Here is a 25108-nt window from a genome sequence, read left to right on the forward strand (position 1 = left end):
ACCTAAATCTATTTTACGTCTATTATATTTGAAAATTGTATTGTCATCTTATTATAGAAAGCATCAGTACATATGATAGAGCTATGTAATGGATTTATATCGATAACGGTCATATAGTTGGTGAGTAAATAACCATCTTCATAATATGTAATTAATATCTCTTCTTCAGATAGCAACGAACATAATAACATGTTCTCAATCAGTTCTTTCTCTTCAGAGGTTAAAATGGGACGTGCTACTTTATTTTTCTCTTTGACCATTTCACGTATTCCGACGAAGTGTTCTGGCATTGCTGCAAATGGCGTCCATTTTACCATTCCTCTTCCTTTTGGCATATTAGCGTTGTTCATGCTTTGTGTCCCCCTAACAATGTGTTTCTGTATCTTGCTGTTGCATTATTTGTATAGGAAATTCCTCTTAATATGCTATTTTTTCCAAACTTTGTGCGTATTTCATCCATTACTTTCATTAGCTTTATTTCTTTTTCTCGTTGTATGATGTTATCAAAAAGGGAAATTTGTTCTTCTCCTTCACCAATTGAATGTACTCCTTTTTGATTTAATTTTGTTTCTGTTTTATGCGAAATCCTCCAAAACTTACTAAGCGGCCGTATGCTCCATAATTTTGTAGGTATATCTTCGTATGTCCAATAAGCGACTCCATCTTTATTTTTCTTGGCTTCAATATCTAAAACTACCTTACTCATCAATAGGTTAGGTGCAATCCCGATTGTGCATTCAATTCGTGTGTGTTCATATATTTCACGTTTAAACTGTAATGCAAATTCATTTGAATTTCGGGCAAATAGATGGATGCTATCGGTAATATCCATAAAAAATTCATCGATGCTGTATTGATGAAAGTCTTCAATAGGAACATACTGTAGAGCTAACTTCGTTATGTAATTGGAGCACTTAATATAGGTTCCCATAATTGGATTCACAATAAGGATATCTTTTTCCTGAGGAATCTCGTATAGCCTTGCCAACTTCTTTACTCCCATTGCTTTTAAAGGTGGAGTTGCGGCTAAAACAATGGACCCATTCCTATTCACATCACCGACTACAGCTAATTTTGTATGAAGTGGGTCTAATCCCATTTTGATGCAACTAACCGAAGCATAAAAGCTACGAAGATCAACACATAAAATGATTCTATTCGGTAAAATTGAATAGTCATACACTATAACTGCTCCTAATAGCAAAAAAGAACATTTGTTCTTATTATACACGAACTTATGTTTTTTAATGAAGTGGTTTTTGAAAAAATATTTAATTATATGTAGTAGAAATAAGTAGAACGACAGAGAGAAGTAACAGCTTAATGTTATTGAAATTGCTAGGATGTAAACTGTATTATTTATTTTGGGTAGTACAGGAAGAAAATGATGGGAGTATGTAAGGTATATTATCTTTTCAAAAAGTTACAGTAATTTATCGTAAAAGAGGTTGCGATTACGAGTTTATGTGAAAATATAATTTCAAATAGATTTTAGGAGGATATTTCATAAATGGAGCAGGTTATACAAGAGTTTTTTTCTCCAAGTAAAAACTATAAGGTTCAAATCATTAAAAGAAAAGATGGGCTATATACAACAGACGCTTATAGATGGATGGAGGATTGTGGATATGAATTTTGGAGCTATATATCACAAGGATTGACTTTGATAGATAGTGAGGAGCATGCGCGAAAGATTGCTATGGAACAACTAAAGGAATGTTCAAGAGATGAGTTTTAATAATACGCTATTTTATTTGTAAAATTATAAGGGAATATGATGTTTTATGAAAATATAAAAGTAAATTTTATTTAATCTTATTTATTTTATAGGAATTATAAGTTATACTAAAAGTAGGTGCAAAAACGCACTATTTGAAAAAGAGTGCAAGGCAAAAAGGAATCCGCAAAGGATTCTTTTTTTTTAGAAAATGATAAATTTGATAAAAAAGAAACAGAATAATAAGGTATTTGTTGATAAAGACTCTCTTTTATTACAAAAATTTACATATTTGGTATGATGTATATAAGTGCTATGTATTAAGGGAGGAATGGGAATGAAGAGGTTCATAACTCATGCAAATGGTGATAAGATCTTTAAAAAGTTAGTTTTAATGGTGTTGCCAATGGTTCTAATGATAATGATGATAACCTCATCGAATGGTGCATTGGCAGCCGACCAATCAAATACCGGTTCACTAAAAGGTGTGAGCCTATTTAATGGAAGCTGGACTGTTGCTATACAAGCTGCAAATTTACAATATGTGTCTGCTGAGCCATCGGGCAATGTAGTAGCAAATCGTAATGCAGTTAATGAATGGGAGAAATTTGAATTAATTCCGACTGGGGAATTATATACGTTTGCTTTAAAAGCGAAAAGTAATGGAAAGTACGTTTCGTTTGAGCCAAATGGTAGAGTAGTAGCAGATCGTACATCAATTGGGGCATGGGAAAAATTTATCTTATATAATGGTGGAGACAATAGGATATATGTATTACAAGCGCTAAGCAATGGTAGATTCATATCAGCAAATGGCGGTAGAGAATTAACAGCTAATAGTTATGTAGCTGGAAGCTGGGAAAGATTTGTTATTGTGTATTTCTAAATTTTGAAGTGTTTTATATATAAATAATAATGTATGATTTAGTTTAAATGTATGCTAAATAAAGAGTTAAGTACTTAATACAAGTGTATATTAAGGTGCAAAAAGGACTGCAAGTAATTGTCAGTCCTTTTTGTATGTTAAATAAGTAATTACTGAGGATGTAATCAGAAGAAAAAGAACCCTATTGGGTTCTTTTTCAAGGCATATTAACAGTAAGGAGAATCATGAAATGCTACTTCAAATCTTTATTAGGGGAAAGATTTTGAAAAAGCTTAACATATATCTATTTTTACATAAATGTAAGATATAGTAAATTGATAATCTTTATACTTACTATTACTAATATTCAATTAAGATAGTTAACACTATGTTTATAGTGTCAACTGATGTTTAGCGTAGTATACATTTAAACGATTTTAATTGAAATGGGGTGTATTAACTTTTATAAGCTAATGAAAGTTAATAAAATAAACAAAGACCCTGTAACAAAATACAGGGTCGGATACAGGGTTAAGGGAACGCATAGTTTCTTAAAAACATAATAGCATATATTTTTTGTATAGCTATATGAGGATTTTGACAAAATTAAGAACAAAACAGAAGATCTTTGAGAAAGCAAATATAGTGGTGGAAATATGATTCGGAAATGAACAATTTACATGTTGATATAGACGGAAAATCTCGAGCACCATGATCAAATTGTCTTTAAATAAGAGGTTTAGGTTAGTGAAATAGTTGAATCTTCCTGAAAAAGAAAAATGTTTTTAAATTAAAAGAAGAAAAGACACCTTTTGAGTGTCTTTTCTTTTGGGGTACAGCTCACATATTGCTGAATTAGATATGAAACCATAATTCAACTGTGAAATAAACAACTTAAGAAATTTTAGCATAATCTGGATTGAAAAAAATATGTAATAGTGCATTTTTAGTCTTCAATTACTATATCGGATATAGAACAGCAATATAAATAAAAAGGGCATGCAGTTGTATCTGCCGCCCCTTTAGGAGGAATTCAAGACACCAATAGGACACGTATTGGTAAAAAGGCTCAAAAATAGTATATGTATAAAGAAAAAGTCCTATTCCAAAAGTGGGCTGAGCTGTACCTTTTTTACTTATTCAAAAATCAAATACAGTTGTTTTCAAAAGCAGTACAGCAAACATATGGTTTGGAATGGAATCAGAAAAAGTGTACATGAAAATGGCAGACAACAATTTTGTCGCCTGCCAGTGCCAATGGACTGAATGAGTTAGTCAATTACTATAAATTTACTACCCCATTACCAGAAGAGTGAAGCCGCTAGTTCAAACGGCTTAAACCTAGTTTGCCTAAGAAAGAAAAAATTATGAGTGGAAATTTTGTTTGCTCTATATGAAAAGATAATGGGATATTCATCAGACAAGGATAATACAGCATACCTTAAATAGGGTGTAGGAATGAATTAAGGAAAAGAATGTGATTAAGGAAAGGACTGAATCAGGAGTGGGAATTTCGGACAGGATTTGGGGAGCCGTGGTTGCATTGGGCATTGCGACTAATATCGTTGCTTGTATAATGGCAGTATACATTCAAAAATATGAGCTAATGATAAACTACCTTACAAATATTTTATTTTTAATAATTATAGCGATAACGTATATTAAGATGAAAATTAACAAGTGGGTGGCGTTAGGATTTACGTTAGTTGTAATGGAAAAAGGTCTTAAGGTAGGTTATGACTTCTACACACATGATTACTATGGTGTCAGTTGGAGTTTAGCTATCATTGTCTATTGTATATACGAGATGAAAAATTATTATGCTGAAACAAATAAATAGCCGGAAAAAAATAAGGGTTAGTAGGTGGAATTCTTGGTAAAGTATGCAATTTTTTTAAACAATGATATCCCGGTCCTGTTTTGTTACTTCAACAGCAAAAAAAAGACGCCATAAGGCGCCCCCAAATTGGGTAAACGAGGTTTTAGTTTTCCAATCTAAAGAAATTATGTATCAGCTCACTATGAGAGTATATCATAATATCCAATCAAGAAAATATGTATTATTACATATATGAGTTTAACAAAAGTAAGATGGGAGTAAATCAAATTTAAAGTTTTGAATAGAACGATTTTTTTGTCCAGATAAAGGACTAGGTTCGGATGGAATTTGCGAAATTAATTATATATGTATTTAAGATGATATATATCTACACATATTTTTGAATTTTCAGATAAATATAATGTTATGACTTCTTAAGAGTCAATTTAGTACCTTGTTTATCTATAGAAATCCTATAAATAAACTAATTTCATAGTGAATGTAATATATTTGATATTAAATGTCTTACATAAGGATATAAAATTTCACATTTTTTATTTTAAAGAATGAAGCGATAAGGCTTCAAACCGCAAGGGATGCGGGGATAGCCTAATCAATTAGAGTAAGCTTTTGAACGATTTTTCAACTGTAATAACTGACCTATTTAGATATCCTAATACTCAGTAAGAATAGAATAATTAAAGCGTTACAAAACACCCATCCAATTTTATTAATGATAAAGGATGGGTGTTTTCAGTATATAGCATATTAGGGGAAACTTCCCAACAAAAATCTATATTAAAGACTGTCTAGGATTTTTGTATGCTAAATCATTTTCTATAACTAAGAACTAATTATATATAGACTAATTCCTCAGACAAACAGTTAACAAATGACAGAATAGAAGAAAAATTAGAAAAAATAACCATGTAATGGTAGAATATGGTTGATTAACCTATAGCTGATTAATCAATAAATCTAGTATTAAAGGGGGAATTAATTTGGGTAATAGGAATAAAAGAATGAAAATTTATTTTGAAAGGTTAATAGCTGTAAGTGTTTGTTTTTTGTTATTTTTTCTGGGGAGCAATTATTCAAAAGCCGAAACGGTTGCACCTATAACATTAAATCCTAAAGATGTAGAAGCATTCACCAATAAAGTAATTCCAGAGAAAATGAAAAAAGAAAACGCAGCGGGTGTAGCTCTTGTCGTTGTAAAGGATAATCAAATTCTATTTCAAAAGGGATTCGGATTTTCCGATAAAGAAAAGAATACTCCCATCGATCCTAAAAAAACAGTTTTTCGATTAGCGTCAATATCAAAAGTTTTTACTGCTAGTGCTGTCATGCAGTTAGTAGAACAAGGAAAAATTGATTTAAATAAAGATATAGTAAATTATATGGGGGGATTAAAGTACCAAAATAACATGGGTGAACCAGTTACAATGGAGCATTTACTTACCCATACAACAGGGTTTGATTACGTAGATCCTAGACCCGAGGACATCCATTATCAAGAAAATGATTATACAATGCTTAAAGATTATGTAGAAGATAATATGCCCACTGTAGTGAGAAAGCCCGGAGATACATATACATATGATAATTTTGCCTCTATGCTTCAAGGGTATATTGTTCAAAATCTGACAAAAACACCTTTTTACAAATATATGGCCAAAAATATTTTTTACCCTCTAGAAATGCATAATAGTAGTTTTGTTATGACTAATTTTATTAAAGAAAAGCTTGCAACAGGATATGATGCTAAAGGTAATGTTATCCCATTTTATCAAACTAGACCAACAGATATGCCACAAGGGAGTATGTTTTCTACAGGGAGTGATGTAGCCAATTTCATGATTGCTCAATTGAATGATGGTAAATTTAAAAATAACCAAATACTACAAAAAGAAACTGTAGAAGATATGCAAAAAACAAAATTTGCTTTACATCCCAAATACCCTAATATGACATACGGATTTGAGTTCTTTTCACCGCAAAGTCATAATGGACAATATGTGTTTGGTAAAGGTGGAAATATACCAGGTTTTTCATCTTTAATGTGGTTAATTCCAGAACATAAAATTGGAGTTTTTGTTGTTACAAATAAAGATAGTTCAGCACTACCTGTTGAAGTATTTGATGATTTTATGGATCAATATTTCCCAGATAAGACAAAGCCTGAATATTTAAAACCTAATGAAGAAGAATTAAAGAAATTTGAAGGGGTTTACCGTGATTTGAGATTAAAAAACCTAATGTCACATGTAAACATAAGTGAAGGAAAGTTATATGTAAGTGATAAAGCATATGGTAAACAGGAGCTAAAACAAATAGACCCTTTACTATTTGAGGATGAAAAAGGGAATTATATGGCGTTTAAACTTCACAAAGATGGTACCGTGAAAGAAATGATACATTGGAACTCGGGCAGTTCAGCAATGAAGTTAAGTGAGCCTGAGAGATTTAAAGACGTAGATGAAAATCATCCATATGCTAAGTTTATAAATCCTTTACATCAATACGAGGTATTACAAGCAAATAAGGAGGGGAATTTTACTCCAGAATCTTCTCTTACACGAGCAGAATTTGCATATTGGTTATCTCAAATTGCCTACTTTACGCCACCTTCAAAAAAAGAACCTATGTTTTCTGATGTGAAAAATCATCCGTATGCACCACATATTCAAAAGTTATATGAAATTGGTATTTTATATGAAAAAGAAGGAGAACAATTCCATCCAGACCGTGCAATTACTAGACAAGAAGCAGCATGGATTACCTGGCAGTATTTAAAAATGTTAGGAGCGCCATCTGCAGATGCAACACTAAAGGGAGAAACTGATGATTGGGCAATAGAATCCGTGAAAAACATTGTAGGTCATCGTTTAGTAGGGCCTGAAGTTATATATAATGAAGATGGATCAGCAGATTATCTATCAAAACAAAGTATGAAACGACAAGAGGCAGCAGCATTGTTATTTTACGTTTTGTTATCTAGTTAATTTGTTTTGAGGTGAATTTCACAAAAAGAAAAAATCTAAAGAGTTTGAAATAATATACAGAAAAAGAATAGTCTTCGGCCAATGATTTATCGTAACAAACAGGGAGGGATGAGTTATAACCATACTCCAAATCTTAAGTAGAGCTGTTATTAGAAGAATTTCTTAAGTGTTTTGTAATGTAAGGAGCTCCTTTCAGGGGAGCTTTTTTATTTTATTATTAATAATTTCATGTACCGTAATTATTAATAATAAAATAAAAATCTACAACAAGCGGATTCAATTCAAGTTGGGTAAAACTAGTTCACAGTAATACATTAGTTACTGGTTTTCTTTTTTTGAAGGAGATTTTTGTATTTTGGCTAATGTGGACATTGCTATCAAGTTAAGATTATACAAAGTCAATTTAAGGCGGAATTGTTTCCTTTTTCTAAAGGGAGAGTATATTGCTTTATCTATTGTAAATAATTTTGAGTCAGATAAATCTTTTATTCTTGACATAAAATTAAATCTTAATAAATGGGTAAATTTAAAAATCTATTTGGTGTAACCGACTCTGTCTATATACAACAATGGACTTTACTTGGAGTAATAGGTATGATAGGCTCGTTATTCGGAAAAGATTCCAATTGAAAAAAGTACATCTATAGAGGAGGATTGGTAACCATGAGTGATAAAGTACTTATTGTGGAAGATGAACACGAAATTGCCGATTTGGTTGAGCTTTACTTAAAAAATGAGAATTATACGGTTTTCAAATACTATACCGCCAAAGAAGCATTGGAATGTATAGATAAGAATGTGCTTGATCTTGCAATATTGGATATCATGCTTCCCGACGTAAGTGGTCTCACTATCTGTCAAAAAATAAGGGACAAGTACAACTATCCAATTATCATGTTGACGGCGAAAGATACAGAAATAGATAAAATTACAGGGCTAACAATTGGTGCGGACGATTATATTACAAAACCCTTTCGCCCACTAGAGTTAATTGCGCGAGTCAAGGCGCAGTTACGCCGATATAAAAAATACAATGGAGTAACGGCACAGAACGAGAATGTTATCGTACACTCTGGTCTTGTCATTAATATAAGCACGCATGAGTGTTCTCTGAACGAGAAGCCGTTATCTCTTACTCCCACCGAGTTTTCAATCCTGCGTATCCTCTGTGAGAACAAGGGGAATGTGGTTAGCTCTGAGCAGCTGTTTCATGAGATATGGGGTGACGAATATTTCAGCAAGAGTAATAACACTATCACCGTGCATATCCGACATCTGCGAGAAAAGATGAACGATACGGTTGATAATCCGAAGTATATAAAAACGGTATGGGGGATCGGCTATAAAATTGAAAAATAAAAATAAGAATAAAAAAATTGACTATTCAAAATTAAAACGGAAACTCTACCAATATATCCTTACAATTGTCATGGCAGCAGTTGTATTTGTGCTGTTTTTGCGTCTATTTATCCAGGGGACACTTGGGGAGTGGATTGTACGTTTTTTGGAAAACAGTTATCATTTAGAGCGTTGGGACGCAATGATAATATATCAGTATACTATACGGAACAATATAGAAATTTTTATTTATGTGGCGGTTGCCATTAGTATTCTTATTCTATGCCGAGTTATGCTTTTAAAATTTGTAAAATACTTTGAAGAGATAAATACCGGTATTGATATACTTATTCAGAACGAAGATAAACAAATTGAGCTTTCTGCGGAATTGGAGTTCATGGAACAGAAGCTCAACACATTAAAGCGAACCCTTGAAAAGCGAGAGCATGATGCAAAGCTGGCCGAACAAAGAAAAAATGAAGTTGTTATGTACTTGGCACACGATATTAAAACGCCTCTTACATCAGTTATCGGTTATCTAATCCTGCTTGACGAGGCACCAGACATGCCAAGAGAGCAAAAGGCAAAGTACGTGCATATCACGTTAGACAAAGCGTATCGTCTGGAACAGCTAATCGACGAGTTTTTTGAGATTACGCGATATAACCTTCAAACGATTACGCTCACGAAAAAGCACATAGACCTATACTATATGCTGGTGCAAATGACTGATGAATTTTATCCCCAGCTTGCTGCGAAGGGAAAACAGGTGGTACTCCATGCTTCTGAAGATTTGACCGTATTTGGTGACGCTGATAAGCTAGCGAGGGTCTTTAACAATATTTTAAAAAACGCCACTGCATACAGCAAGGACGACAGCGTTATTGACATTACGGCGAACCTATCCGAAGATGTGGTATCCATCGTTTTCGAGAACGACGGAAACATCCCGAAAGATAAACTTGCTACCATATTTGAACAGTTTTACAGATTGGATGATGCCCGTTCTTCTGATACGGGCGGCGCGGGACTTGGATTGGCGATTGCAAAAGAAATCATTGTTCAACATGGCGGACAGATTTACGCGGAAAGTAATGATAACTCTACGATTTTTACGGTAGAACTTCCAGTCTTCTAAGACTTGGGTAATAAAGGGATTTCTTAGAAAATAATCATTGTTTCTTAAGAAATTCTTAAGGTTATCTCTACTTTTTCTTAGGGAATTAACAATTTAATATTAATAGATGGCTCGTTCTTATGCGGTAGATTTAAACCATAAGAACGAGCTTTTTTTATTTCGTCAAAGAAAGAGATGATAACTTATGCGTGGATTAAAATAGCTTACATGAATAAAGCTCTGTTTTTTCAGAGTAAAGTAGAGGTTCAAAAATATGATCAAAATCACAAAGATAACATAGATAATACAGGGACTACCTCAATTATTCAAAAGAAAGAGATTGTAAAAGAACACATCTATCAAGGGAATCTGCTCTTAATTAACAGTACATACCCTATTCGCCAAGAGAGTGTGAAATCAGATATCGTAAATTTATCTAAACATAATGAATTGATAAATGGATACGGGTTGCTTAATACAAATGTTTATTTATCAAAAGAAGTAGCAAAAAAATTTTCAGAGATGATTAATAATGTTGTAAAGGAAGGCGTTAATCAATTTTTAATTAATAGTGGTTATCGTGACTTTGATGAGCAAAGTGGACTTTACCATGGGATGAGGGCTGATTATGCCTTACCAGCAGGTTATAGTGAACATAATTCAGGTTTATCACTTGATGTAGGAATCGGCTTAACGAAAACGGACCGAGCACCTGAAGGGAAGTGGATAGAAAAAAATGCTTGGAAATAATGCTTTATCTTACGCTATCCCTCGGATAAAACGGATGTTACAGGTATTCAATATGAACCTTGTCAAATTCGCTATGTCGGTTTGCCTTACAGTACGATTATGCCAAAATGAATTTATCCTTGGAAGAATATCTGGATTATTTAAAAGAAGACGAGAGCATTTCAGCAAGTATTCAGGGGAAAAATATACGATTTTATATTATCTCTTTTTTCAAAACAAGACAATTGACGTTGAAATGCCAGTGAACGAATTTTTATGAAATATCTGGGAAGATATGGATGTGGTGATTGTGACCACCCGTTCTTGAATTATATTCTAAAATGACAAAGTTATAGATTACAATGTAAAGTTAGGAGATTTTAAATGCATTCAGGAGTTTTGATTAATTATTTATATACTTATTTTTTTACTATTATTTTTTGTATAATGTTTCAAATTGGATTTTATTTTAAAACGAAAAAAAATATATCTATTCAGCATTTTCTATGGGTGTATGTTTTTCTATTCTACCTTTCACTAGTATATAAAGTGACGCAGATAGGGACTATATGGGACATAGGCAGATACGAAACATTAATTCGTGCAAATCAAATTAACTTGATTCCATTTGCTTCTGAAGGTATGACTACTTATGTCTTAAACATTTTACTGTTTATGCCATTAGGTTTTTTATTGCCGACTATTTGGCCGCAGTTTAGAAGAATGAAAAGTACTGCCTATGCTGGATTCGGTTTTTCATTGGCTATTGAGTTAGGTCAATTACTAGATAATAGAATTACAGATATTGATGATTTATCTATGAACACCCTGGGAGCAATTATTGGGTATTTATTATATAGAGTATTATTCAAAATGATATATAAAAGAGATGAAAAAAAGGTTGATAATAATATTTCTCTAGTAATAAAATACGAGGCTATTTTTTATTTAGTTTGCTCATTTGTAGGTATGATGTTAATTTATTATCCAGTTTTATTTAGACGGCCTCTAATCCTTCAATAAGGTGGTTATGATGCTGTCAGATAATGTGAATATAGCGAATTGATTCTTAAATAATATGATATTACATATACCCATTTATATTAAATTCTCATAGAAATCTTTCAAAACTATTCTTACTGAAGGTTGAGTGGTTATTGAATTGATTTCTATTGCTCCCGTTTTATATCAAAGTACCAGCCTTTAATTAACAATTATATCCATTGCGAAAAAATAAGATAGGCTTTAACATTTACCAGTATTTAAATGCCGAAAATTGCTTAAGGCATTTTTTAACCAAATTTAAGAGGAGCATACAATGAACAAATTAAAAAGGTTATTGAAACGTAAAGCGACTTGGATAATTCTTATCCTATTCGTATTTGTTTATGTAAATAACAGTTCTTTTTTTGCTAAGAGGGACGATGGAACTCCTCTTCTTCTTGCTCACCGAGGACTTTCGCAAACATTTAGCATGGAAGAGATTGAGAGTGATACATGTACAGCAGAACGTATAAATAAACCTGAACATTCTTATTTAGAAAATACAATTCCATCTATGGAAGCTGCATTTAAAGCTGGAGCTGATCTAGTAGAGTTTGATGTTCAACTAACTAAAGATAATAATTTTGTTATTTTTCATGACTGGACTCTTGATTGCCGTACTAATGGTAAAGGTGTTACAAGAGATTTTACAACACAAGAATTACAAGCACTTGATATTGGTTACGGTTATACAGCTGATGGGGGTAAAACATTCCCGTTTCGTGGCAAAGGGATGAATCTTATGCCAACACTTGATGAAGTACTTACCTATTTTCCAGACCGTTCTTTTCTTATTCATATTAAAAGTGATGATGAAAATGAAGGAATCCAATTGGCTACTTACCTCAAGAAATTACCAGCGAAGCGCCTTAATCAACTGACTGTATATGGTGGCGATAAACCAATTGCTGCGATAAAAGAGCGCATCCCTGGTTTACGAATAATGTCAAAAGCGACCATGAAAAAAGATCTTATTACTTATATGGCATTAGGGTGGACTGGCTACATACCTTCAAGCCTGAAGCATGGAGAATTACATATACCAGACAAAGTAGCTCCTTGGCTTTGGGGATGGCCAAATCGTTTTCTTAATCGAATGGATAAAGCAGATACTCGAGTTATCATTGTAGGAGGAAATGGGTTTGGGTTTTCAAGTGGATTTGACTCACCTGAAGATATAAAACGCCTTCCTGATGATTATACAGGTGGAATTTGGACAAATCGCATTGATAAAATAGCACCTGTATTTAAGAAATAAGGGATAATATAACAATCGAAGCTTTTTTTATCTGTTTAACCATTTATATTTTAAAAGAAGACTTATTAATAATTTAAAAGGTTTATATACTGATAAACACCCCTGATTTCCTATGAATAATAGAAATCAGGGGTGTTTTTTGGATGAATGGAACTGATTTTATAAGATGGTTATCATGCGATAGCTGATATTACGGCAAAGTTTTCTATTAATTCTGGAACGATTAGAGCTTGGAAAGTAAACTATGAAGTGAATGGTGAAGACGGCTTAGAAGAAGTACTTTCTTGGAAAAAGGAGATAAAGATAGATTTGAGCGTAGAGAGAAATTGTCATTAAAGTAAGATAGGACAAAGACTAGCATTGAGAAATATAAAAGATGGAAGTAACATAGGGGAATTACGCATAAAGTAAGATTGACGATTGAATTAACAAAATTTTCTTTTTAATCAAATAAATACATGGTGTTTTTAACTTATAATAATGTTACTACGATGAAAATACGGCTACTAATTAGTTATTTTAAAAATCAATTTCAGATAGGAAGAGGATAATGAAGACCAGAGATAGTTATAAAATTGTTGTAATTGGTGCTGGGACTGCTGGAATATCTTCTACTGCACATTTGTTACGAAATGTACCCCTATTGAAAGAAAGTATTGCAATTATTGATCCGTCAAAAAAACATTACTTTCAACCACTATGGAGTTTAGTGGGGGGAGGAATTGTTTCAAAGGAAATTACGATGCGTGATCAAGAATTGCTTATTCCAAAAGGGGCAACATGGATCCCTAAAAGTGTTATTAAGTTGTTTCCGGATGAAAATAAGTTACTTTTAGATGATGGACTGCTGCTTGAGTATGAAATTCTTATTGTAGCAGCCGGTATACAAATAAATTGGGACGGTATTAAAGGTTTAAAAGAGTCTATTGGGACTAATGGGGTTTGTAGCAATTACTCTTATAGATATGTTGATTCTACTTGGAAAGAAATTAAAAAATTTAAAGGAGGAAATGCGGTTTTTACCCACCCCAATACTCCTATTAAATGCGGTGGTGCCCCACAAAAGATTATGTATTTAGCAGAAGAGTATTTTTCTAATAGCGGTATAAGAAACAAAAGTGAAGTAATGTTTTATACTGCGAACACTAACATATTTCAGGTTCCACGTTATGCTAATACATTGGAACAAGTACTAGAAAGAAAGCAAATTATAACGAATTATAATAAAAACTTAGTAGAAATTATTGCCGAAAAGAGAGAAGCAATTTTTGAAGATACGCAAACACCGAAAAGAGAAACTGTACCATACAGTATGATCCATGTTGTTCCACCAATGGGGCCACCTAATTTTATTAAAGAGAGTGAAATAAGTGATTCTCAGGGGTGGGTAGATATAAACCCTTATACTTTACAACATGTGCAGTATAAGAATATTTTCGGACTTGGAGATTGTACCAATTTACCCACCTCTAAAACTGGAGCGGCAATTCGAAAACAAATACCTATCTTAAAACAAAATATTATGGACGTACTTAACGGAAGAGACTTGCATGCTAAATATGATGGATATACATCGTGCCCCATTGTTACAGGTTATAAAAGTCTTATACTCGCTGAATTTAACTATGAACATGAGCCTCAAGAAACGTTTCCATTTAATCAAGCGAAAGAACGGTATAGTATGTTTTTACTTAAAAGATATATGTTGCCCTATATGTATTGGAATTTTATGTTGAAAGGGATCCTATAAGAGAAAAGAGAAAGTGGTTATAAAAATTAAAATTGAAAAGCAATTTGAAATAACTAATTGGAGGGAATAGCTATGCTTTTAAAATATTTTTATGATGAAAAATTAGCACATGCTTCCTATTTAGTCGGTTGTCAGAAGGAAGGTGTAGCAATTGTAATTGATCCAGGTCGCTATATAGAACAATATATAGAATTTGCTAAGAAAGAGGGGATGGAAGTAATAGCTGTGGCTGAAACTCACATTCATGCAGATTTTCTTTCTGGGTCTAGAGAACTTTCTACTCTTTATCATGCCAATTTATATGTATCTGATGAAGGGGATTGTGATTGGAAATATCAATATCTTAACGAAAGTCGATACAAATTAGTTAGAGAGGGCTCAGAGTTTAAAGTAGGTCATATAAAATTTAATGTAATGCACACACCAGGGCATACGCCTGAAAGTATTTCTTTTTTAGTAACTGATACAAGTCAAAATAATTATACGAATGATAAGCCGATAGGAATATTCACAGGTGATTTTATTTTTGTAGGAGATATAGGAAGGCCGGACTTATTAGAAACCGCTATAGGTATGAAAGATACTGCAAAAATAGGAGCGAAACAATTATTTAATTCTATACAAAAAATAAAAATACTCCCTGATTATTTGCAGATATGGCCATCACATGGTGCAGGAAGCGCATGTGGAAAAGCATTAGGAGCAATTCCAACTTCTACCTTAGGCTATGAAAAGATGTTCAATTGGGCATTTCAGTGTAATGAAGAAAGTGATTTTGTATCGACTTTATTGACGGGACAGCCAGAGCCGCCAAAATATTTTTCATTAATGAAGGATTTAAATAAGTACGGTCCACCAATTCGTAAGAAGAGAGAAGTTTTTGCTATTAAAACAGTAGAGGAACTTCAAGAAATTATGAGGAGTGTTCAGCAAATAGTTGATATAAGGGATGTAGAGAGTTTTGCTTCTGGTCACATCGAGAAATCAATTAACATACCGTATAACAATTCCTTCACAACCTGGTGTGGATGGTTACTAGATTATAAAACAGAAACTTTAATCATTCTAGATGAGGAAAAGGTTAGAGTGGAGGAGGTTATTAGAGACTTTGAATCTATTGGTCTAGATAATATTATTGCTTTTGCATCCTTACAAGTAATACAAAGACTCGATAGATTTGAAAGTTATAAAGAAAAAACATCAATTGAATTATATCCGCATATAAAGGATGGTAGGGTTAAGGTAATTGATGTACGTAGTAAAAAAGAGTGGGACGAAGGACATCTTCATGATGCAATACATATCCCTTTAGGAAATCTATTGAAGCAGCTAGATTGTATACCAAAAGATTGCCCAATCGTTTTACAATGTCGAACCGGATTGCGTTCCGCGATAGCAGCTAGTATTTTACAAAGAGCTGGTATAAAGGAAGTGGTGAATCTAAAGGGAGGATTCCTTGCATGGAAAAAAGAAGAGCTTCCTTATATAACTTGTAGTTTCAATGTGTAGGGAAATGTTTTTTATTAATTTATCCGATAAGGAAAATTGCGGATTACATAGGAATAGGAGTATATCTATATATAGGAGCACCACATTAAAATAGGAGAAATAGATGATTTATTCTATAGACCTAAATTCATTCAGAATTGTGCTGATGAGCAAATAGATATAGTTTTATCAGAACACGCTCATGGTGGGCAATTTAGGTTACTAGTTATCAGCAAATTAGTGGCTCCAAATCAAGGCGTTTTACCTACATATACAGCCAGGTTATATGAAAAACAAAATACGTCAATGGTAGTGAGTAGAGGATTAGGAAATAGTATCATTCCGCAAAGAATTTTTAATAGGCCAGAGATTGTAGTCGTGCAGTTAAATTAAGCTGTACGATTTTTTTATGCAAAAGTGAGTAAAGAGATTTTATGTATTTTGCAGGAGTTAACATTACAATTTTGTTAAAAATTTTCTACGTTACATAAAGTAACAAAATTTGACCCTGATTGTTTGTTATAGTGTAAATAATCAAAAAACTTAAAATTTGTCGAGTGAAAATTGTGATAAGTAATTCATGTAAAAAACTTAAAGGGGTGTACACATGCATAAAGAATACGAAATTGAAGAGTATACGGCGATTGAGGAACAAATACATTATTATTGTAAATGTTTATTAGTAACTCATCCTGATCAAATTATAAAGTATTTAGAAAAAAGATTAGAAAAATATGCAGAAACATTACAATATGCACATTTATATCCCGACACAGTTATATTACCGTTACAGCAATTAGTTATCGAATATTCTTTAGATGTTGCTAGAATTAGGAAGTATATGAATTTAAAAACGTAAAGTAAAATTTATAGTTTAAATGAAACAGAGTCAACTTTAGGAAATAAAATTCTAATGTCGACTCTGTTTCATTGTTTAATATCGTCGAGTGAAAATACATACTAATCAATGAAGTTTGACATATAATTACGCAAGAGTAAAATAAAAGTGAGTACTCACTCATTTTAGAGAAGGGGGAAGAATATGTGAAGCAACCTGCCATTATTTTACGGACTGTATCAAAAAGTTTTGGGAAAAAAGAAGTTTTACACAATCTTTCATTACAAGTTGAAAAAGCAGAGATATTTGGTTTAGTTGGGCCTTCAGGTTCTGGAAAGACGACTCTTATTAAATTGATTGCAGGTATTAACGAAGCAACGGAAGGTGAAGTGCTTGTTTACAACACGAACATGCCTAATTTAAATGAAATGAAAAGAATTGGTTATATGGCTCAAGCTGATGCATTATACGAAGAACTATCAGCATATGAAAATGCAGATTTTATGGCAACGATGTACGGATTAAAGGGAAAGCATAAAAAAGAAAGAATTGAAAAGGTTTTTGATCTTGTTCAATTATCACAACATATGAAAAAGCAAGTGCAGCATTTTTCAGGCGGGATGAAGAAGCGTTTATCATTAGCAATAGCACTCCTTCATGAACCAGAAATATTAATTTTAGATGAGCCAACAGTGGGGATAGATCCGCTTCTTAGAAAAACGATTTGGGAAAAATTTTATGATTTGAAAAAGAAAGGCACTACCATTATTGTAACAACACACATTATGGACGAAGCTGAATTTTGTGAACGCCTAGGGTTAATTAGAGAAGGAAAGCTAGTTGCGACTGGTACAACTGAAGAATTGAAAAAGCGGGTATCATCAGGAAGGATTGAAGATGTCTTTTTGTTGGAAGAGGTGGCTGAATTATGAGAGTTACCGGTGTAATCATTCGTATTATTCGCCAATTTTTTCGAGATAAACGTTCGTTAGCGATGATGTTTGGGGCACCTATGTTATTACTTTGGTTATTGTCGCTAGTGTTTACACAAAAGGACTATGTACCGCATATTGCTGTTGTTGATATGCCCGCTCAGTTAGTAAAAGTGATGAAAAGTCAGGAAGCGTCAATTTATGAATATAATACAGAAAAGGCAATGTCTGAGCTAGAAAATCAAAAGGTAGATGCAGTCATTCGTTTAGAAAATGGAAAAATGAATATTGTATTAGAAGGTAGTGATTCGTCAAAAAATCGTGCTGTACTTCAAATATTACAAAAAAATACAGAGAAGAACGATATATCAATAATGAAACCTGAAGTGAATTATTTACATGGCTCTAAAGACTTTACAATGTTTGATGGGCTTGGCCCTGTATTGATCGGTTTCTTTACATTTTTCTTTGTATTTATTTTATCAGGGGTGTCTTTCGTAAGAGAACGTTTAAGCGGTACGTTAGAAAGGTTATTATCAACTCCAATTAAAAGATGGGAAATAGTTGTAGGATATATTATTGGTTTTGGGATCTTTGCATTTATACAATCCATTATTATCGTAAGTTTTTCAGTTTACATTTTAGACTTGTATGTAGCTGGCTCTATATGGCTAACGCTACTTATTACATGTATGCTTTCTTTAACGGCATTAACTTTAGGGACATTTTTATCAGCATACGCAAATAATGAATTTCAAATGATTCAGTTTATACCGCTTGTCATTGTGCCACAAATATTCTTTTCTGGTTTGTTTCCAATTGAATCGATGAATAAGTGGCTCCAAATGTTAGGGAAATTATTTCCGCTCACATACGGCGCTGACGCAATGAGACAGGTGATGATTCGAAATCAAGGATTTACAGAGATTGCATTAGATTTAACTGTTTTACTATTTTTCTCAGTATTATTTGCAGTAGGGAATGTATTTGCATTAAAGAAACATCGAAAAATATAATGATGATACAAAGGGGTATTATAGATGAAGAAGGATTGGCTGGAAGAATTAATTGCCGCAACAAATACAGACAAACGAAATGAACGTCAAATGCGTATATTAGAGGCGGCTGTTGATATGTTTGGAGAAAAAGGTTATGCTTCAACTTCAACAAGTGAAATTGCAAAACGGGCTGGTGTAGCAGAAGGAACAATCTTCCGCTACTATAAAACGAAAAAAGATTTATTGTTAGCAGTAGTCATGCCGACATTAACGAAGTTTGCTGCACCATTTTTCGTACAAACATTCGCAAAGGAAATATTTAAATCGGAGTATGAATCATATGAAGGGCTTCTAAGAGTTGTGATTCATAATAGATTTGAATTTGCAAAAAAGCATTTTCCAATGATAAAAATATTAATTCAAGAAGTGCCATTTCAGCCAGAACTGAAAAATGAAATACAACAATTAGTAGAAACAGAGTTACTTACACATTTTAAAAAGTTGATTGCAAAGTTTCAAGAAAAAGGGGAAATTATTGAAATGCCCCCAGCTACTGTTTTACGACTTACTTTATCAGCTGTATTAGGTTTATTATTAACACGGTTTTTATTATTGCCTGAAGAAAAATGGGATGATAAAACTGAAATTGAAAATACGATTCAGTTTATATTGTACGGATTAACGCCACGAAATTAATCGTCGAAGTATGAATTACATATGTTACATTTAAGTAAAATAATAAATCGCCTTTAAAAAGGCGATTTATATTTGTTATATTTTTGATAAATAAGTACTTGTTTACTAAAAACATTCTAAATCAGCGTGTTTCTTTGTCTCTTCTTCTAAGACCTAATAATCCTGCTAGTCCTAATAAACCGAGCCAAGCCCAATTATTATTTCTATCACGATTATCATTTAAATCATTTGTTGTATTTACATTTCGAGTTCTTACATCATTATTAACTCTGTCTAAGTTATTGTCATTAACTCGAGTTGAAATGTCAGTGTTATTAACTCTATTCATATTAGTTCCATCGTATTCAGCTTGTGCAGATGTACCTAAAAACATAATAGATAGTGCTAAAACACTTAAAATAGATGATAATTTCTTCTTCATAAAGCTCCCTCCTTTCTTACGTATTAAATTCTCCAGAGTATGTGTATATTATTCGTTTTGCAGTATCTAAACCATCATTATAGAGCGCACATTTATAGAAAATAGAGTTAAATGATTGCTAATATATTATTTGATATATATTTGTCATAAAATTAAATGAACCAAACTTTGCTTAAAATGTTAATCTTAGTACAATTTATATTATACGGACTAGCACAAAGGAGGTAATGAAATGCGGCAATTTGCTAAACCGAAAATTGTTGTAAGTAAATGTTTAGAGTTTGATGCTTGTCGTTATAATGGAGAGATGATTCCGGATGTAACAATACGAAATTTGCAGCCATTTGTTACATTTATACCTGTTTGTCCAGAAGTCGAGATTGGATTAGGGACTCCTCGTGAAACGATACGAATTGTAGAAGAAAATGGTGAGAATAGACTTGTGCAACCGTCAACACGAGAAGATGTAACTGAAAAAATGGAGCAGTTTTCAAATGACTTTTTACAAATGATATCGGATGTGGATGGTTTTATTTTAAAGAATCGTTCACCAAGTTGTGGTACGCGTGATGTGAAAATTTATTCTAGTTTTGAAAAAGCGCCAGCAAAAGGAAAGGGACCAGGCTTATTTGGCGGAGCAGTAATAAAAAAATTTTCGCATCTTCCTATTGAAGAGGAAGGCAGATTGTCGAATTTTATTATTAGAGAGCATTTCTTTACAAGGCTATTTACAATCGCATATTACAAGATGATTAAACATAATAAAAATATGAAAGATCTTGTATCGTTTCAGTCGGATAATAAATATTTATTTATGGCATATAATCAGGTGAAACAAAAGGAATTAGGGCGTATAATTGCAAATCACAAAAATGAAAAGATTGAAGTTGTATTTGAAAATTATGAGAAGACTTTATATGAATTATTTATGCGCACGCCCCGCTATACATCAAATGTAAATGTATGTGAGCATATTTTTGGATACTTTAAAACAAAGCTGAAAAAACAAGAAAAAGATCATTTTTTAAATTTAATACAAAAGTATATAGAAAAGAAAATTCCGCTTAGTAGCTTACTTGCAATTTTAAAATCATGGGCTCTTCGATTTGATGAAAAGTATTTATTAAGACAAACATATTTCGAACCATATCCTGAAGCTTTAGTAGAGATTTCAGATTCAGGTAAAGGTAGAGATTATTAAACATAAAATTACATAATTCGACAAGAAAACTCCTATGTTGTTGTAGAACAATGTAGGAATTTTTTTGTGCATTAGTACAGAATCTGTTTTAAAATTGAATTATGACAGAATTATAACAATTATCTAACTAATGTTCTTGTCTTTTCATTCGTAATGTTTGTAGTAGAAACTCGCACGCTGTCGAAACTCAATATTCGATAAGGGGTGTGTAGCGGAATGGAATTTACTCTAACTCGCGAAAAACAAATGATTAAAGAAATGGTACGTGACTTTGCTGAAAAGGAAATCGCACCGAAAGCTGTGTATTATGACAAAACTGCAGAGTTTCCATATGAAACATTTCAAAAAATGGGCGAACTAGGATTATTAGGCATCCCATTCCCAGAAGAGTATGGAGGTTCAGGTGGCGATACAGTATCGTACGCGTTAGCAGTTGAAGAAATTGGTCGTGCTTGTGGTGGGACAGGATTAAGTTACGCTGCAACAATTTCATTAGGTGCTTCTCCAATTTATTATTTCGGTACAGAAGAACAAAAACAGAAATATTTAGTTCCAATGGCATCAGGCAAAACTTTAGGTGCTTTCGGATTAACTGAGCCGAATGCTGGATCTGATGCAGGTGGCACACAAACGAAAGCTATATTAGACGGAGACGAGTATGTTATTAGTGGTGAGAAGTGTTGGATTACAAATGCAGAGTATGCAAATACAATTATTGTAACCGCTGTCAACGGTGTTGAAGAGAATGGTAGAAAACGTATTTCTGCATTTATCGTACCGACTACTAGTGAAGGGTTAACGATTTCAAGCCCTTACGATAAGATGGGCGTACGTGCTTCTAATACATGTGAAATCGTACTTGATGGTGTACGTGTGCCGAAAGAAAATATACTTGGTGATGTAAATAAAGGGTTTAAACAATTCTTATATACACTTGATGGAGGACGTATTTCAATCGCAGCATTAGCTGTTGGTATTGCACAATCTGCATTTGAACGTGCACTGCAATATGCGAAAGAACGTCAACAATTTGGAAAATCAATTTCTAATTTCCAAGCGATTCAATTTAAATTAGCTGATATGGCAACTGAAGTAGAGCTAGCGCGTAATTTAGTACATAAAGCAGCTTGGTTAAAAGATAACGATAAACCTTTCGGTAAAGAAGCGGCTATGGCAAAACTTTTCGCATCTGAAGCAGCAAGCCGTATTGCAAATCAAGCAGTGCAAATTCACGGTGGATATGGCTATATGCGTGAATATGAAGTAGAACGACATATTCGTGATGCAAAACTATTAGAAATTGGTGAAGGAACTTCTGAAATTCAACGTCTCGTAATTGCTAGACATTTAGGATGTAGATAAAAAGGAGGAATCACTATGTTTCAAAAAATATTAATTGCGAATCGTGGGGAAATCGCAGTTCGTATTATGAAAACTTGCCAAAAACTTGGCATTCGCACTGTTGCTATTTATTCTGAGGCAGATGAAAATGCCTTGCATGTAAAAATGGCAAATGAAGCTTACTTAGTAGGTGGGCCACGTGTCCAAGAAAGCTATTTAAACCTTGAAAAAATTATTGAAATAGCTAAGAAGACAAATGCTGAAGCAATCCACCCGGGGTATGGATTATTATCTGAGAATCCATTTTTTCCGGTTCGTTGTAAAGAAGAAGGAATCGTATTTATCGGTCCATCAGAAGAAATCATTACGAAGATGGGAAGTAAAATCGAATCACGTATTGCAATGCAAGCTGCAGATGTGCCAGTAGTTCCGGGTATTACTACAAATATTGAAACTGCTGAAGAAGCAATTGAAATTGCAAAACAGATTGGTTATCCATTAATGTTGAAGGCATCCGCAGGCGGCGGAGGCATTGGAATGCAGTTGATGGAAACTGAGCAAACGCTCACCAAAGCATTTGAAAGCAACAAAACGAGAGCACAAAACTTCTTCGGTAACGGAGAAATGTATTTAGAGCGCTATATTGCAGATGCACATCATATTGAAATTCAGCTTTTAGCAGATACACATGGTAACACAGTGTATTTATGGGAGCGTGAATGTTCAGTACAGCGCCGAAATCAGAAAGTAATTGAAGAAGCACCTTCACCATTTTTAGATGAAGGTACACGAAAAGCGATGGGTGAAGTTGCTGTACAAGCTGCCAAAGCTCTAGGGTATACAAATGCTGGTACAGTTGAGTTTCTAGTAGATGATCAGAAGAACTTCTATTTCTTAGAGATGAATACGAGATTACAAGTAGAGCATCCAGTTACAGAAGAAATTACAGGCTTAGATCTTGTAGAACAACAACTTCTAATTGCATGTGGTGAAAAATTATCGTTTACACAAGATGATGTAAAACGTAGTGGTCATGCCATTGAGGCACGTATTTATGCAGAAGATCCGAAAACTTTCTTCCCATCACCTGGGAAAATTACAAATTTAACGCTTCCAACAAATGTACGTATCGATCACTTTTTGGAGAATCAAGTAACGATTACACCTTTCTATGATCCAATGATTGCGAAAGTCATTGCTCATGGTGAAACGCGTGAAGAAGCAATTTCGAAATTACATGATGCTCTAGAAGAATTAAAAGTAGAAGGTATTAAAACGAACACGCCAATGCTGCTTCAAGTATTGGAAGATGATGTGTTCAAAAGTGGTATTTATACAACGGGTTTTGTAACGAAACAACTTGTTAAAAAATAAGATTTAACAATACTAAGGGGGAAAAAATGATGACGAAAGTATATGCATCGATGGCAGGAAATGTATGGAAGATTGTTGTAGGAGTAGGAGATACAGTAGAGGAAGAGCAAGATGTCGTCATTTTGGAATCTATGAAAATGGAAATTCCAATCGTTTCAGAAGAAGCTGGCACAGTTATGAAAATTAATGTGCAAGAAGGCGATTTTGTAAATGAAGGAGATGTATTACTAGAAATTGAATAGGGAGATATAGGGGGAAGCGAATTGAAACTACCTAATTTTGCTGTCATTAAAGAAGTCGGGCCACGTGATGGCTTACAAAATGAAAAAAAGATTGTTGGCACAAAAGATAAAGTAAAATGGATTCAACTACTTACAGAGGCTGGATTATCGTACGTTGAAGTTTCCTCATTCGTTCACCCTAAATGGGTCCCTGCATTAGCAGATGCAAATGATGTGTTTTCTGAGCTGAAAAGGGATCCCAATGTTACATATGCAGCGCTTGTTCCAAATCAAAATGGTTTGGAACGAGCTTTTTTGCAAAATGTAGATGAGGTGAATGTTTTTTTATCAGCAAGTGAATCTCATAATAAAAGTAATATTAATAAATCAATTAAAGAAGCATTAGTTGTAATTGAAGATATAACAAAACAGGCATTATTCGAAGGGAAAAAAGTAAGAGGCTATGTTTCTACTGTATTTGGATGTCCTTATGAAGGGGATATAAGTGCCATAGCAGTTGAAGAATTATGTAATCAACTATTTTCATACGGCATTTATGAAGTATCTCTTGGCGACACAATCGGAGTAGCAAATCCACTACAAGTAGAGCAAGTTTTAGAGCATTTATTAAAGAAATATGATGCTTCGCAGTTTGCAATGCACTTCCATAATACGTACGGAATGGCTCTTGCGAATGTAGTAAAGTCTTTAGAATATGGTATTACAACATTTGATAGTTCTTGTGGTGGCCTTGGGGGATGTCCATATGCACCAGGAGCATCAGGTAATGTTGCAACTGATGACTTAGTTCATATGCTCCATAAGTTAGGTGTCCAAACGAATATTGATGAAGAGAAGTTATTGAGAGCGAGTCAATTTATTCAGAGTAAATTAAATATCCAATTACCGAGTCATGTGTATAGAGCGCTTCAACATAAAACGATAAGTAGGTGAGA

The 25108-nt window shown here is 33.3% G+C and carries 22 protein-coding genes and 3 pseudogenes; 21 read left to right on the plus strand and 4 right to left on the minus strand.

Going from position 1 to position 25108, the window contains the following annotated elements:
• Positions 1-8 precede the first annotated feature (8 nt).
• On the minus strand, positions 9-350 hold the full coding sequence (locus BGI23_RS12185; RefSeq protein WP_070806061.1) for a YolD-like family protein: 342 nt from the start codon (positions 348-350) through the stop codon (positions 9-11).
• Positions 347-1183, minus strand: coding sequence for a Y-family DNA polymerase (locus BGI23_RS12190; RefSeq protein ID WP_070806062.1), 837 nt, complete (start codon positions 1181-1183; stop codon positions 347-349). Before BGI23_RS12190 ends, BGI23_RS12185 begins: the two co-directional genes overlap by 4 nt.
• 327 nt (positions 1184-1510) lie before the next feature.
• Between BGI23_RS12190 and BGI23_RS12195 the strand changes: the two genes are divergently transcribed.
• The 4 genes from BGI23_RS12195 (at position 1511) to BGI23_RS12210 (ending at position 7406) form a co-directional block, all read left to right on the plus strand.
• A complete protein-coding gene (locus BGI23_RS12195; protein ID WP_048554447.1) occupies positions 1511-1738 on the plus strand; it encodes a hypothetical protein in 228 nt (75 codons plus the stop codon).
• Positions 1739-2054: 316 nt separating this feature from the next.
• Complete coding sequence (locus BGI23_RS12200) at positions 2055-2603, plus strand: fascin domain-containing protein (RefSeq protein WP_070806063.1); 549 nt, start codon at positions 2055-2057, stop codon at positions 2601-2603.
• Between the two features lie 1483 nt (positions 2604-4086).
• The gene (locus tag BGI23_RS12205) at positions 4087-4422 is read left to right on the plus strand and encodes a hypothetical protein (RefSeq protein WP_048555510.1); all 336 of its coding nucleotides are present in this window, start codon (positions 4087-4089) and stop codon (positions 4420-4422) included.
• 1001 nt (positions 4423-5423) lie between these two features.
• Positions 5424-7406, plus strand: a complete 1983-nt coding sequence (locus BGI23_RS12210) for a serine hydrolase domain-containing protein (protein WP_070807302.1) — start codon at positions 5424-5426, stop codon at positions 7404-7406.
• A 432-nt stretch (positions 7407-7838) separates the two neighbouring features.
• Here the strand turns inward: BGI23_RS12210 and BGI23_RS28960 are convergent.
• A pseudogene (locus tag BGI23_RS28960) lies at positions 7839-7970 on the minus strand (Tn3 family transposase); the annotation flags it as partial.
• A 99-nt stretch (positions 7971-8069) separates the two neighbouring features.
• Between BGI23_RS28960 and vanR-A the strand changes: the two are divergent.
• The 12 genes and pseudogenes from vanR-A to BGI23_RS12280 all read left to right on the plus strand — a co-directional run bounded on the left by vanR-A (position 8070) and on the right by BGI23_RS12280 (position 19594).
• On the plus strand, positions 8070-8765 hold the full coding sequence (vanR-A, locus tag BGI23_RS12220) for a vancomycin resistance response regulator transcription factor VanR-A (protein ID WP_048554452.1): 696 nt from the start codon (positions 8070-8072) through the stop codon (positions 8763-8765).
• The gene (gene vanS, locus BGI23_RS12225; RefSeq protein ID WP_070806064.1) at positions 8755-9882 is read left to right on the plus strand and encodes a vancomycin resistance histidine kinase VanS; all 1128 of its coding nucleotides are present in this window, start codon (positions 8755-8757) and stop codon (positions 9880-9882) included. The genes vanR-A and vanS overlap by 11 nt, the downstream gene beginning before the upstream one ends.
• Before the next feature lie 174 nt (positions 9883-10056).
• Positions 10057-10918 (plus strand): annotated as a pseudogene (gene vanY / locus BGI23_RS27405) (VanY-A/VanY-F/VanY-M family D-Ala-D-Ala carboxypeptidase).
• A 56-nt stretch (positions 10919-10974) separates the two neighbouring features.
• Positions 10975-11613: a VanZ family protein gene (locus BGI23_RS12235; protein WP_000555585.1), complete on the plus strand. Its 639-nt coding sequence runs from the start codon at positions 10975-10977 to the stop codon at positions 11611-11613.
• Between the two features lie 295 nt (positions 11614-11908).
• Positions 11909-12892 carry a glycerophosphodiester phosphodiesterase family protein gene (locus BGI23_RS12240; protein ID WP_048554456.1) on the plus strand — a complete coding sequence of 328 codons (984 nt, stop codon included), beginning with the start codon at positions 11909-11911 and terminating at the stop codon, positions 12890-12892.
• A gap of 550 nt (positions 12893-13442) precedes the next feature.
• A complete protein-coding gene (locus BGI23_RS12250) occupies positions 13443-14642 on the plus strand; it encodes an FAD/NAD(P)-binding oxidoreductase (protein WP_070806065.1) in 1200 nt (399 codons plus the stop codon).
• A gap of 72 nt (positions 14643-14714) precedes the next feature.
• The gene (locus BGI23_RS12255; RefSeq protein ID WP_070806066.1) at positions 14715-16151 is read left to right on the plus strand and encodes an MBL fold metallo-hydrolase; all 1437 of its coding nucleotides are present in this window, start codon (positions 14715-14717) and stop codon (positions 16149-16151) included.
• Positions 16152-16259: 108 nt separating this feature from the next.
• Positions 16260-16523: pseudogene (locus BGI23_RS12260) on the plus strand (metallophosphoesterase); the annotation flags it as partial.
• A gap of 214 nt (positions 16524-16737) precedes the next feature.
• Positions 16738-16989, plus strand: a complete 252-nt coding sequence (locus BGI23_RS12265) for a hypothetical protein (RefSeq protein WP_000548624.1) — start codon at positions 16738-16740, stop codon at positions 16987-16989.
• 185 nt (positions 16990-17174) lie between these two features.
• Positions 17175-17900, plus strand: coding sequence for an ABC transporter ATP-binding protein (locus tag BGI23_RS12270; protein WP_000812703.1), 726 nt, complete (start codon positions 17175-17177; stop codon positions 17898-17900).
• The gene (locus tag BGI23_RS12275) at positions 17897-18916 is read left to right on the plus strand and encodes an ABC transporter permease (RefSeq protein ID WP_070806068.1); all 1020 of its coding nucleotides are present in this window, start codon (positions 17897-17899) and stop codon (positions 18914-18916) included. The genes BGI23_RS12270 and BGI23_RS12275 overlap by 4 nt, the downstream gene beginning before the upstream one ends.
• Positions 18917-18940: 24 nt before the next feature.
• Positions 18941-19594: a TetR/AcrR family transcriptional regulator gene (locus BGI23_RS12280; protein WP_070806069.1), complete on the plus strand. Its 654-nt coding sequence runs from the start codon at positions 18941-18943 to the stop codon at positions 19592-19594.
• A gap of 121 nt (positions 19595-19715) precedes the next feature.
• Here the strand turns inward: BGI23_RS12280 and BGI23_RS12285 are convergent, their stop codons facing one another.
• Positions 19716-20015 carry a WGxxGxxG family protein gene (locus BGI23_RS12285; RefSeq protein ID WP_000728154.1) on the minus strand — a complete coding sequence of 100 codons (300 nt, stop codon included), beginning with the start codon at positions 20013-20015 and terminating at the stop codon, positions 19716-19718.
• A gap of 232 nt (positions 20016-20247) precedes the next feature.
• Between BGI23_RS12285 and BGI23_RS12290 the strand changes: the two genes are divergently transcribed.
• From BGI23_RS12290 to mvaB, 5 genes are all read left to right on the plus strand, one after another.
• Positions 20248-21216 (plus strand): YbgA family protein, encoded by a 969-nt coding sequence (locus tag BGI23_RS12290; RefSeq protein WP_001248615.1) that lies wholly within the window; start codon positions 20248-20250, stop codon positions 21214-21216.
• Between the two features lie 216 nt (positions 21217-21432).
• Positions 21433-22578, plus strand: a complete 1146-nt coding sequence (locus BGI23_RS12295; protein WP_000397274.1) for an acyl-CoA dehydrogenase — start codon at positions 21433-21435, stop codon at positions 22576-22578.
• A gap of 15 nt (positions 22579-22593) precedes the next feature.
• Positions 22594-23931, plus strand: coding sequence for an acetyl-CoA carboxylase biotin carboxylase subunit (locus BGI23_RS12300; protein ID WP_070806070.1), 1338 nt, complete (start codon positions 22594-22596; stop codon positions 23929-23931).
• 26 nt (positions 23932-23957) lie between these two features.
• Complete coding sequence (locus BGI23_RS12305; protein ID WP_001985297.1) at positions 23958-24173, plus strand: acetyl-CoA carboxylase biotin carboxyl carrier protein subunit; 216 nt, start codon at positions 23958-23960, stop codon at positions 24171-24173.
• Between the two features lie 21 nt (positions 24174-24194).
• A complete protein-coding gene (mvaB, locus tag BGI23_RS12310; protein WP_070806071.1) occupies positions 24195-25106 on the plus strand; it encodes a hydroxymethylglutaryl-CoA lyase in 912 nt (303 codons plus the stop codon).
• The last annotated feature ends 2 nt before the right edge of the window (positions 25107-25108 follow it).

This window comes from Bacillus sp. ABP14 (genome assembly GCF_001831375.1).
Lineage (GTDB): Bacteria > Bacillota > Bacilli > Bacillales > Bacillaceae_G > Bacillus_A > Bacillus_A paranthracis.

What these genes read in the sequence shown, in the direction of transcription:
- BGI23_RS12185 (WP_070806061.1), bottom strand. Translation starts at nt 350, where the DNA reads ATGAACAACGCTAATATGCCAAAAGGAAGAGGAATGGTAAAATGGACG.
- BGI23_RS12195 (WP_048554447.1), top strand. Translation starts at nt 1,511, where the DNA reads ATGGAGCAGGTTATACAAGAGTTTTTTTCTCCAAGTAAAAACTATAAG.
- BGI23_RS12200 (WP_070806063.1), top strand. Translation starts at nt 2,055, where the DNA reads ATGAAGAGGTTCATAACTCATGCAAATGGTGATAAGATCTTTAAAAAG.
- BGI23_RS12210 (WP_070807302.1), top strand. Translation starts at nt 5,424, where the DNA reads ATGAAAATTTATTTTGAAAGGTTAATAGCTGTAAGTGTTTGTTTTTTG.
- vanR-A (WP_048554452.1), top strand. Translation starts at nt 8,070, where the DNA reads ATGAGTGATAAAGTACTTATTGTGGAAGATGAACACGAAATTGCCGAT.
- BGI23_RS12235 (WP_000555585.1), top strand. Translation starts at nt 10,975, where the DNA reads ATGCATTCAGGAGTTTTGATTAATTATTTATATACTTATTTTTTTACT.
- BGI23_RS12240 (WP_048554456.1), top strand. Translation starts at nt 11,909, where the DNA reads ATGAACAAATTAAAAAGGTTATTGAAACGTAAAGCGACTTGGATAATT.
- BGI23_RS12250 (WP_070806065.1), top strand. Translation starts at nt 13,443, where the DNA reads ATGAAGACCAGAGATAGTTATAAAATTGTTGTAATTGGTGCTGGGACT.
- BGI23_RS12255 (WP_070806066.1), top strand. Translation starts at nt 14,715, where the DNA reads ATGCTTTTAAAATATTTTTATGATGAAAAATTAGCACATGCTTCCTAT.
- BGI23_RS12265 (WP_000548624.1), top strand. Translation starts at nt 16,738, where the DNA reads ATGCATAAAGAATACGAAATTGAAGAGTATACGGCGATTGAGGAACAA.
- BGI23_RS12275 (WP_070806068.1), top strand. Translation starts at nt 17,897, where the DNA reads ATGAGAGTTACCGGTGTAATCATTCGTATTATTCGCCAATTTTTTCGA.
- BGI23_RS12280 (WP_070806069.1), top strand. Translation starts at nt 18,941, where the DNA reads ATGAAGAAGGATTGGCTGGAAGAATTAATTGCCGCAACAAATACAGAC.
- BGI23_RS12285 (WP_000728154.1), bottom strand. Translation starts at nt 20,015, where the DNA reads ATGAAGAAGAAATTATCATCTATTTTAAGTGTTTTAGCACTATCTATT.
- BGI23_RS12290 (WP_001248615.1), top strand. Translation starts at nt 20,248, where the DNA reads ATGCGGCAATTTGCTAAACCGAAAATTGTTGTAAGTAAATGTTTAGAG.
- BGI23_RS12295 (WP_000397274.1), top strand. Translation starts at nt 21,433, where the DNA reads ATGGAATTTACTCTAACTCGCGAAAAACAAATGATTAAAGAAATGGTA.
- BGI23_RS12300 (WP_070806070.1), top strand. Translation starts at nt 22,594, where the DNA reads ATGTTTCAAAAAATATTAATTGCGAATCGTGGGGAAATCGCAGTTCGT.
- BGI23_RS12305 (WP_001985297.1), top strand. Translation starts at nt 23,958, where the DNA reads ATGATGACGAAAGTATATGCATCGATGGCAGGAAATGTATGGAAGATT.